The following is a 9,885-nucleotide window of genomic DNA, read 5'->3' as shown; positions in this document are numbered from 1 at the left end:
GACAGACAGCAGGAGGTTTTTGCGCGTTATTTTCTAAAAAAACGAGGTTTTACAGGTCTATTTCGGGCTAAAATTTGTCCGAAAGGTAGCCAATCAGGAGAACAGTATGTACGCAGTCAGTATCCGGTGGAGGTGAAAGCTTATCGCCAGAATAAAAACCGGGTGTCGATTGGATTAGTCGTGTTAATTGATGCAGATACGGGTACGCTGGAAGCAAGACTCAATCAGTTAGCTAGTGTCCTTGATGAAAATGATCTGGAAAATAGGCGATCGAATGAAGCGATCGCGATTTTTGTTGCTAAGCGCAATATTGAGACTTGGATACACTATTTGCAGGGAGAAACCGTGAATGAGGAGACTGTTTATGCAAAATTTGAGAATAATGAGGCTGTTTGCAAAACCGCTGTTGAGGATTTAGCCGATCGATGTTATTCTCAGAGCTTACCAGAAGATGCGCCGCAATCGCTTCAGGCAGCTTGTGGGGACTTACAGCGGTTGTTACCACTGTTGCAGCCATGAGTTATGAGAAAATTTGGAATTTGTGATTATTTTTAAGCAAACAGACCAACAAATTTAAAACTGGTAAAAGTCTGAAATCCTTTTCAACGCTGCAATGCAAGCGGAAACAGCGGCAAAAACCCGCTTTTTTTGCGAGAGCCTCAAGTAAAGCTTTGTGTCAAAAACTGTGAATGCCCGGAGGGGGGGTTGACAAAAGCAGTAGAACGTGGATTAAAAGTCAGGGTGAGGGAGTAAGACTGACAGCAGAAAACAGGGGCGAAAAAAGCCCAAAATACGCAAAACATCAAGTCGATCGGGCAAAGTAAGTTGATTGAGGATTAAAAATATGGTGGTGGGTGAGCTACAATTGACCTGTTCTGAGCAAACAATTGGTCAAGATCACAAGTATCCTGTAGAAATCTGAAGTTGAGAATCTCAGGGTTGTCGAGGAGCGGGAGCAAACAGAAAACTATGCCTCAAAAAGTAATAGCCAAACAGATGCCTTTGGAATCAACGTCCGATCCGATCGCCGTGGTGGCGACAGTCGAAAAAGTTCCAGCCGAAGCAGTGGCAGTTGAGTCCTACGCCGATCGGTTGATGGACGAACTGTTTGAAGGAGTCGATCGAGCTTTCGACGGCAGCGGCAAACTGCCAGCCGAGCCGGTGGCGCCAGAATTCGTGTCGCTCAAATCGATCTCGGTACCTCAAATAGTTTTGTCGCAGTTGGCGCCCCAAGCTCCGCAAGGCGGGGAAAAAGACGTAGAAGCGATCGCCCGCCAAGTTGCCCTAGAAACAACCAACAAACAGCGCTCCAAACAATCATTCGATAGAATCCTGCTCGGAGCAGCCTGCGGGTCGCTGCTGCTAGTCATGGGATTGTGGCTCGCCAGCAGGTCGGGACTGGTACGCTTGCCCGCCGCCTCCGCCCCCGTCGCAGGAACGCCAGCAGCAAGTGGCAAAACAGCACCGGACACGCAGTTTGTCGAATACGCGCAGCGCTCGCTAGTGGCGATCGAACAAAACAAAGCACCCCAGGCAAACTCCCAGCTTGCCGCAGTTCCCGGAGCCGCCGCACCAGGGACGCTGCCGAGCATTGCAATTTCCGGCGCGCCACCGCCAACAGCAGGTCTTTCGACAGCAGTCAACCGCATCGCTGATGCCCTAGAACAAGCCGCCGCGCAGCCGGGAGCGCCCCCGCCCCAAGTCGTAGTCATCCCTCCCCCCGCTCAGGTGACGGTGGCTCCGGCTCCTCCGGCTCAGGTGACGGTGGCTCCGGCTCCGGCCGCTCCTCAAACCGCCGCAGGTTCTCCCTCGCCGGCTGCTCCAGTCTCGGGTAGGGCGATCGCCGCCGCTGGCAATCGCACTCCCGCCGCTTCCCAGTCGGAGTCTCCCGAACCGAAGATTTTGGCTCGCGAAACCGAACCGGCACCGGCTGCTGGGCAATCAGCGCCGGCGGCACCGGCACCAGCGCCGGCACAGGCCCCCAGCAGCGCGCCGACTTCCGCGCACACGCTGGTGGGGATTTTGGAGTTGGGCGATCGATCGGCTGCTTTGTTTGAAGTAGACGGCGTAGCCCGCAGAATTTATGTGGGCGAAAGCATCGGCGCTAGCGGTTGGACTCTGGCAGAAATCAAAAATCAAGAAGCAGTGATTCGCAAGGGCGGAGATGTGCGATCGGTTTTTGTCGGCCAAAAGTTCTAATAGGTCATTAGTCATCAGTCATTAGTCATCGGTCATTAGTCATTAGTCATTAGTCATCAGTCATCTGTTACGGGTTGGTGATGGGTAATTGGGTAATCGGTAATTGGTAATTGGCAATTATGAGGCTGTACTTCACAAAGGTTGAAAACAGTTATATATAGCCTTTCTCAAATAGATGAGATATGTATAGCCTTTCTCACAAAGATGAGGTGCTCTCGCGGCCAAACCGGCCAAACCGGCCAAACCGGGCAAACCGGGCCTAAAAGCATCGGGCATAAGGCATCGGGCCTAAAAGCATACCTCACCTTTGTGAGAACCGCTATATGTAATAAGGCTTTAAAGTCCCGATATTCAGGGAATAGGAGTGCACCTCATATTTTTAAGAAAAGCTATAATAAGCCACAACTAATGATTGACAACTAATGATTGATGACTAACAACTAATGATTGATGACTAACAACCAACAACCAACAACCAACAACCAATAACCAATAACCAACAACCAACAACCAACAACCAACAACCAACAACCAACAACCAATAACCAACAACCAACAACCAACAACCAACAACCAACAACCAACAACCAACAACCAACAACCAACAACCAACAACCAACAACCAACAACCAACAACCAATAACTAATAACCAATAACCAATAACTAATAACTGAGGAATTATAAAACAAATGGGCTTATTTGACGATTTCAGCCGCTTTCTCGAAACCAAATTAGAAGAATTTTTACGCAGCAACCCCCATCTGGAATTGCAAGCAATAGAAGAACAACTCAAGGAACAAGAAGAAGATACTCTGCGGCTGATTCTCGAAATCCAGAAACAAGAAAAAACACTGCAAGCAGAAATTCTCTCCGCCGCCCAAGAAATTCAGCGCTGGAACGATCGAGCAAAGAAAGCAAAAGCCGCTCAAAGGCTCGATTTAGCTCAAGCAGCCCAAGAGCGACAAGCAGCTTTGCTGCGCCAGGGAAATCAGCGCTGGGGACAAATGCAGGGCTGCAAAGAACGAATTGAAAGAGCCAAAGAACTGTACCGCCAAATTCAGTCGCGGCGAAAAGAAGTTCGATCAAAAGCAGCGGAAGCCGCAGCGGCCGCTCAAACTACTACTAAAACAGAGCAGAATTGGGATACTAAGGGTTGGAATCAAAGCTATAATTATAACAGTTTTAATGCTGCAGACCCTCTCGAAGACAAATTTCAACACTGGGAAGCTCAGGAAGAACTCGATCGCATGAAGCGCAATATGGGCCGATAGTTACAAAAGTATCCTAATTCTGCAGACAGGTTCACCCGGAAGTCACAGCATCTTCGATTTTAGATATTTTAGGCTCTCCTGAGTTTGTGGTGATAAACAAACCGCATATCCTTACTCCAAGGGCATCACAGAATCGCGAACAGTTGTGTCTGATACCGTATCCACCATAAACCCAGGAGAGCCATATTTTGGTAGCACCACGATGTCTGCAGTAAACTAGCTGCTGTTTGAATTGCTACTTTGTCGCATTTAGGCAGCACCAAACTATTGCACGCATCCCACTCGCCGTTGAGCATGAATGCCATGTCGGAAGCTGCTGCAATTGAGTCGCACAGCAATACGGTTTCTGGTTTGGGTTGCAGCCAGTTCATTAAGGCGATCGATCTCTGGTTTTTCATTTTTGATTCGGGGTTTGTCGGTCTTTTTTAATTATAGTAGACCTCTCCCCGCGCTGCTGTGAGGGGGATTGTGCATTGTTGCTACTGCGGTACTTTTTATAGTAATTAGTAATTCCGATCGACAATCTCAATCAACCCGCCCCGCAACTGGGGCGGGCTGAATTCTCCCCCATTTTCAGGCCCTCAGCAGAGCTTTAGAGGCTGATTCGCCTGCGATTTTCAGTTGCCGGCTCAATTGCAGGTTCAGCAATATCAACACACTCCACTGGCCGATCGCGGAGAGAAAAAAGATATGTCCTGATGTGTTGTCCAGACCCAACCCAAAGAAGGGAACTGTTGACATCCAAATCAAAGGAGCTTTTTCAGGGGTGAGGGAAAGCATAGATAAAATAATTGGCGGCAAAACGATCGCGCCTCCCACTGTGCAAACCGCCCAAACTGCCTGGTTTCTGACTTTTGCAAACAGGAATAACTGGGCAACGGTGGCGTAAATCGCGATTAGATTCAGGCAAACAATCATGCCGAACCAGCCGTTGTTCTCCCTTAGCAGCAAAGGTGTTAAAATCAAGGTCGAGATGAGGAAATTAAGGGCGATCGCAATTATAGCCGGACTTTTTTCGCTCCAAATTAAATCGAGGATGGGATAGCGCCGCCACAATTTATGACTGCTGGGAACGATTTGTTTGCGATACCTTGCCCAATCGTACAAAGCTTGCCTTTCTGGGGTTAAAGCAGCAATTAAAGCTACGAAAACCAATAAATTTAGGAGGAATACAAAGGTGATATTGTCCGTTCCGCGTGGGGATTGAAGTGCAAATCCTAAAATTATTGGCTGACAGCAGAAAACGAGCAAGTAACTTTGGCGCTTGCTCAAAACTGTGATGCTGGGGTTGGGAAAGCGCCGCTGCCATCCCTGCCACATCCAATAGGTTAAAACCCCGCAGATAGACAGAGATAAAATTGTAGACAATGCAAAGCTGTTGCCGATCGGCAAATTAAACCATTTTACATTTTCGCAATTTTTAACTAACCAGTCCAAGTTTGAATTGCGGAATTCTATTACTCCATTGACTGAGTATTTCAAAACAGCAGCCGGAGACAAAAATGTTATTAAGTCACCAGCGTTGCGTTGCGACGACATATTAAAAGCTGTGGTAATAAAAGTCAAAACCGCAGCGCTAGCCAACCAAGGTTGAAACCCTCCCAACCAACTGGTTGTTAAGCCGAATAGCATCGCGCCGCTGTAGAATAAAGCACAGCTAGCTACCATTGCTATGTCGAAAGATAAAATATGATGCAGAGGTATTTGAGCTGCTAATCCGCTGTAGATGTGCAGGGGTACAGCCATAATTGCTGCTAGGTAAAGTAAAATTGGAACGCCGAGAATTTTGCCGAGAAAAATGGTTTTGGCAGATTGGGGGCTGAGGCGAATAAAGTTGAGCGTACCCCGGCGTTCTTCTTTATCGAGGTCGCTGACTAGCATATAAGTGCCGACTACTAAAAGTGCGATCGCGCTAAATATACTCAGATAAACAAACAGTTCGAGGTACCAATACTGCCAGTTAATCTGAAAGTTGCCGACAACATCTCTGAGGCATATTGGATTATTGGCATCCAAGCTAGAGCAAAATTTGTTGTAGGTGGGGTTAGTGTACTGACCGGCCGGAGGGGGAACTGGTATCTGGGCGCGGTAAGTCCAGAACAGCAGCAGTTGAGCGCAAATAGATAAGAGGCTGGCGATCGCAATTTTGCCTATTTTCAGCCGGCCTTTGAGTTCTCGGAATAACTGGGAATTCCAGTTACCGATGGTGTCTAGTATGTTGAGAATCATAGGTAATAGTTTTGAGTTGTGATTGAAAAAGTCGCCCTAAACTGTCAACTGTCAACTGTCAAGATGCTTGTTTGTGTCCCATCTTCAGGAAGATGGTTTCTAGGTTTTCTTGAGTGCAGTGAAATTCCGTGAGGGGAATGTTAGCATTGACGAGCGATCGCAATAAATTCGCTGCATCTTCCCGGCTTCCTGAAAAATGAACGCACACCTGCTGAGTTTCCGGCAAGATTTCCCAACTTTCTACCCAAGGAAAGTTTTTGAGTTCCGATGTCAGCGCTGCTAAATCCCCCAAAGTTGACAGGAAAATTTGCTGTTTTCCCAGTCGTTTGTAAAGTTCTTGCAAAGGGGCGCTTTCGACAAGATAACCGAGTTCCATAATTCCCACCCAAGTGCAAAGTTCGGCTAAATCGCTGAGAACGTGGGATGATATGACTACGGTCATGCCGGCTTGTTGCAAAGTTTTGATAATTTCGCGGAATTGCGATCGCGCGATCGGATCTAAACCCGAAACTGGTTCATCTAACAGCAGCAACAGCGGTTCGTGAATAATAGTTCGTCCCAAACTCAGGCGCTGTTTCATCCCCCGCGAAAGAGTGGAAATTAAGCTGTTGCGTTTGTTGGTTAATTGCACGAGTTCTAAAACTGCATAGATGCGTTCTCGACGGCGGGGTTGCCGCAAGTTGTAGAGTCGAGCAAAGTAATCTAAATAATCCCACACATTCAGGTCGTCGTACAGGGGAAAGTCGTCGGGAAGAAAGCCGATGTGCTGTTTGAGAGTGGGGTTAGATCGATCGCGCAACAAGGGACAGCCGTTGATATAAATCTCCCCTGTAGTAGGTTCTTCAGCGGCGGCTAACATTCGCAGCAAAGTAGTTTTGCCGGCACCGTTGGGGCCTATCAGCCCGCAGATTTCGCCGGCGGCGACTTGCAAGTCGATGTCATTGACGGCAATATGGCGATCGAATTGTTTGGTGAGTCCGCGAGTGTCTATTGCTAATTCTTTTGCCATATTTTAAAGGCGATTGAAATTGGCTGCGTTTCGTGCCTAGTTCCAAAGCTTGCAACTAGCTTAACCTTTTGATCCAACAGTTGTCATCAGTATTTCGGAAAATAAATTGTTAAGTATTAAAAAGATTTTGAGTTTTGGTAAGGTAGGGAAAAACGTAATTAACAATTGGTAAACTTATTGCGCGATTTTTTGAGCGATCGGGAAACCGCAGATCGAGGCAGATTAACACAGATAAACTGTTACTCATATAGATTGTGTATGGCGATTGAGGGGGAGAGGGGGAGAAAGGGAGAGGGGGAGAGGATTTTTGATTGTCATCAAAATATACAATTTAAATGCACAACAGCTTACACGCAGATGTTTTTCAAGATATGAAATGGTAATATTTTAGAAGAATTATTGACACGCTTTTTATTAAAGAACAGATAAAGCATTTAAAGCAGCGCCAGATCCTTCAAGCAACGGCGCGTTAACTCGATTCTAGCTGCGGCATCGTTTGTACTGCGAATGTCAATGTTTGTCGCAAAAAAGTAAGCATTTTTATTCTGCTCTAAATAACCGACATACCAGCCAATTTGAGCCTTTGTTTGTTCTCCAAACCCAGCCCATCCTGTTTTTGCCCTGATTGTGTAATCGGGAGTTTGTTCGACAATCATGATATCTTTAACTAGAGAGAGCGATCGCTCGGAAAAGGGTAAGTCGTTTTTGTGGAGACGGCGCAAGAATTGAATTTGTTGATTGGGTGTGATTCGCAGTTCTCCCTCTAACCAAAATTTATCAATATCATCTTTTTTTCCAATATTTTGGTTGCCGTAATCGGCTTTGGCTACCCATTTTTGCATTTGTTCGTGTCCGACTCGGCGCGCGAGAACTTGGTAAAACCAGACGGCGGAAAGTTTGATGGCTTCTCTCATGTTCAAGTCTCGATTCCAGGCGGGAATTTGCCTTTGAATTCCATCCCAAGTGAGAATTGCAAGTTCATTGGAAATTACGCCTGTTTCTAAGGAAATCAGGGAGTTGAGAATTTTAAATGTAGATGCGGGTAAAAAAGCTGTGCTGTTGCGCTGCGGGTTGTGTTGATAAAGCCGATCGCCATTCAAGTCGTAAATGGCGATCGCCCCTTCAACCCCTAATTCTTGAAAGTGCCGTCCAAAATTGGTTATTTGAGCAACATCTCCTTGTCGGTGCGGAGATTCCAGCGCTGGAGTTGGTGCGGTTAATGCCGATTGCGATGGCTGAATTAAAACAGTAGCAATGCAGCTTAATACGATTACAATCAGAGCGAGCTCGCGAAATATTCTGTTCATAAATTTTGATGTACCGGGTGCGTCAGAATTAGGCTGTGTGGGAAATAATTAGATTTTTGGCTTGACGCACCCTACAATATATGCGATCGTTGGTAAGTTATCAACTACAAAACTGCCATAATAGTTAATGCGACTAAACAGCTTAACTGAATTGCCAAACTCACAATCCGAAATTTGGGATCGAGGCCGGCAATGTGAATTATTGAGTGTATCAACCGAAAGACGATGTAGGTTACAATCAGCGCGTCTACGGCTGTTCCCGAAACACTCCTAACTGTTAGTAGAAAAACCACTCCCAAATACAAAGGCAGGTTTTCTACTAAGTTGGATTGTACTCGAAATAGTCGCCACAGCAAACTTTCATCGTTTGGTGTGCCGAAATCTTTGGGAGAACCGCCGGCAGATAGATGCCGAATCCTGACTGTCAGCAGCATGACTACAACTGCGATCGTCCACAGGATGAAAATTACTAAACCCCAAAGCGGGAAGGTCATGTTTATCTGTTCAATTTGGATCATTTTTTTACCTTGCGAAACTATCGCACCATTGTATCGAGCAAGTGTTCGATCGCGCTTGGGAGATTTTCGCACAAACCAGTGTGTACCCTAGATGTTTGAACGATCGTGCTGCGGGGCGCTACGAGCCAGTGAAAGCGCTCTCTGTGGGGAAGTTGACCGATCGCGCCAGATTCCGGGCCGCCCGTACAAATAACGGGAATGACTGCTAGGTGGTTGCGAATCAGTTCCATATCTAAGGTTGAGTCGATCGCCCTCAAGCGCTGTTCGTCAATTTCGATCCGGGCTTCGAGAAATTTTTTGGTACCGCAAGAAACGATCGCCCCGACGTTGATAAATTCTTCGCGATCGACTTTGGGAACGACGCGGATAATGGCATAATCATACAGCAATCGATCGGGCACTAATCGCTTCCTCCAAAAAAATATGTGTTGATTCTAGCCGATTTAACAGGTACTCAATATAAGCATCGCGATGTTGGTTGCTGTCGGTGAAAGGCGAATTTCCCACCAGCCAAACATCGGGAATCAGTTGAACGATGTTGCGAATAATTTCTGGGGTTAGCATCTGAGTCATCTTGAAGTTTGCAGCTTCCAGATTGCTCGCAAAACGCAGCAAAACGTGGTCTTTAATTGCGGGAAAACGATCGCGGCTGCGCGAGAGATAATCTTTCCAAGTGTGGTGAAAATACATCGCCGCACCGTGGTCGATCAGCCACAGCCGGCGGTGCCATACCAGCATATTTGCATTGCGCGGCGTGCGATCGATATTAGTGACAAAAGCATCGAACCAGACAATTTCCGAGGCCAGATCCGCCTCAGATTTGCCCGCTACGGGGTCAAAGGTGATGGAACCGGGAAGATAGTCGAGGGCGAGGTTGAGGCCTGCACTGGCGCGAATTAAATCTTGAATTTCCGGGTCTGGTTCCGTGCGGGCGAGTTCGGGATCGAGTTCCACAAACACGAGTTCGGGGATTGGTAGCCCGATCGCGCGCGCAATTTCCCCGGCTACTAACTCCGCGATTAAAGATTTTGCTCCCTGACCCGCACCGCGAAATTTGAGTACGTACATACCGTCATCGTCGGCTTCGACGATCGCCGGTAGCGAGCCTCCCTCGCGCAAAGGAGTGACATATCTGGTAGCATTGACTGTTCGCAAGCTGGGACTCATTCTATTTTCGATTTTAGATTTTTGATTGAAGAATTGGACGGGACTAGACTGCTTGTATAAAATTTTGATTGAGTCAACCGCAGATGTCATACCAATTTCACAAAGTAGCGCTAGATATTACCCCCCCCAACCCCCCCTTATTTCGGGGGGGAGTGGGGGGGGTAGTAGCACATATGAAAGAAAA

The 9,885-nt window shown here is 47.1% G+C and carries 10 protein-coding genes; 3 read left to right on the top strand and 7 right to left on the bottom strand.

Annotated features, from left to right (window positions below; all coding sequences use genetic code 11):
- From WBA89_RS15190 to WBA89_RS15180, 3 genes are all read left to right on the top strand, one after another.
- On the top strand, positions 1-519 hold a 519-nt coding region (locus tag WBA89_RS15190), incomplete at its 5' end, for a hypothetical protein (RefSeq protein ID WP_424407778.1).
- 450 nt (positions 520-969) lie between these two features.
- Positions 970-2,199, top strand: a complete 1,230-nt coding sequence (locus tag WBA89_RS15185; protein WP_424407776.1) for a hypothetical protein — start codon at positions 970-972, stop codon at positions 2,197-2,199.
- Positions 2,200-2,889: 690 nt separating this feature from the next.
- Positions 2,890-3,471, top strand: coding sequence for a TIGR04376 family protein (locus WBA89_RS15180; protein ID WP_424407774.1), 582 nt, complete (start codon positions 2,890-2,892; stop codon positions 3,469-3,471).
- Between the two features lie 125 nt (positions 3,472-3,596).
- Here the strand turns inward: WBA89_RS15180 and WBA89_RS15175 are convergent, their stop codons facing one another.
- The 7 genes from WBA89_RS15175 to WBA89_RS15145 all read right to left on the bottom strand — a co-directional run bounded on the left by WBA89_RS15175 (position 3,597) and on the right by WBA89_RS15145 (position 9,701).
- Positions 3,597-3,869 (bottom strand): hypothetical protein, encoded by a 273-nt coding sequence (locus WBA89_RS15175; protein WP_424407772.1) that lies wholly within the window; start codon positions 3,867-3,869, stop codon positions 3,597-3,599.
- Positions 3,870-4,044: 175 nt separating this feature from the next.
- Positions 4,045-5,700, bottom strand: a complete 1,656-nt coding sequence (locus tag WBA89_RS15170) for a hypothetical protein (protein WP_424407770.1) — start codon at positions 5,698-5,700, stop codon at positions 4,045-4,047.
- Positions 5,701-5,758: 58 nt separating this feature from the next.
- Positions 5,759-6,709 (bottom strand): ABC transporter ATP-binding protein, encoded by a 951-nt coding sequence (locus tag WBA89_RS15165; protein WP_424407768.1) that lies wholly within the window; start codon positions 6,707-6,709, stop codon positions 5,759-5,761.
- A 434-nt stretch (positions 6,710-7,143) separates the two neighbouring features.
- Positions 7,144-8,016: a class D beta-lactamase gene (gene blaOXA, locus WBA89_RS15160; RefSeq protein WP_424407766.1), complete on the bottom strand. Its 873-nt coding sequence runs from the start codon at positions 8,014-8,016 to the stop codon at positions 7,144-7,146.
- A 104-nt stretch (positions 8,017-8,120) separates the two neighbouring features.
- Entirely contained in the window at positions 8,121-8,534 is a 414-nt protein-coding gene (locus WBA89_RS15155) for an MAPEG family protein (RefSeq protein ID WP_424407764.1), read from the bottom strand.
- A gap of 17 nt (positions 8,535-8,551) precedes the next feature.
- Complete coding sequence (locus WBA89_RS15150) at positions 8,552-8,935, bottom strand: DUF3037 domain-containing protein (RefSeq protein WP_424407762.1); 384 nt, start codon at positions 8,933-8,935, stop codon at positions 8,552-8,554.
- A complete protein-coding gene (locus tag WBA89_RS15145) occupies positions 8,913-9,701 on the bottom strand; it encodes a HipA family kinase (protein WP_194013101.1) in 789 nt (262 codons plus the stop codon). The genes WBA89_RS15150 and WBA89_RS15145 overlap by 23 nt, the downstream gene beginning before the upstream one ends.
- Positions 9,702-9,885 lie beyond the last annotated feature (184 nt).

It is taken from the genome of Microcoleus sp., assembly GCF_049646505.1.
Taxonomy (GTDB): Bacteria; Cyanobacteriota; Cyanobacteriia; order Cyanobacteriales; family Microcoleaceae; genus Microcoleus.
Note: the sequence above shows the minus strand (reverse complement) of the source record. Positions and strands in the feature narration are given on the sequence as shown.

What these genes read in the sequence shown, in the direction of transcription:
- WBA89_RS15185 (WP_424407776.1), top strand. Translation starts at nt 970, where the DNA reads ATGCCTCAAAAAGTAATAGCCAAACAGATGCCTTTGGAATCAACGTCC.
- WBA89_RS15180 (WP_424407774.1), top strand. Translation starts at nt 2,890, where the DNA reads ATGGGCTTATTTGACGATTTCAGCCGCTTTCTCGAAACCAAATTAGAA.
- WBA89_RS15175 (WP_424407772.1), bottom strand. Translation starts at nt 3,869, where the DNA reads ATGAAAAACCAGAGATCGATCGCCTTAATGAACTGGCTGCAACCCAAA.
- WBA89_RS15170 (WP_424407770.1), bottom strand. Translation starts at nt 5,700, where the DNA reads ATGATTCTCAACATACTAGACACCATCGGTAACTGGAATTCCCAGTTA.
- WBA89_RS15165 (WP_424407768.1), bottom strand. Translation starts at nt 6,709, where the DNA reads ATGGCAAAAGAATTAGCAATAGACACTCGCGGACTCACCAAACAATTC.
- blaOXA (WP_424407766.1), bottom strand. Translation starts at nt 8,016, where the DNA reads ATGAACAGAATATTTCGCGAGCTCGCTCTGATTGTAATCGTATTAAGC.
- WBA89_RS15155 (WP_424407764.1), bottom strand. Translation starts at nt 8,534, where the DNA reads ATGATCCAAATTGAACAGATAAACATGACCTTCCCGCTTTGGGGTTTA.
- WBA89_RS15145 (WP_194013101.1), bottom strand. Translation starts at nt 9,701, where the DNA reads ATGAGTCCCAGCTTGCGAACAGTCAATGCTACCAGATATGTCACTCCT.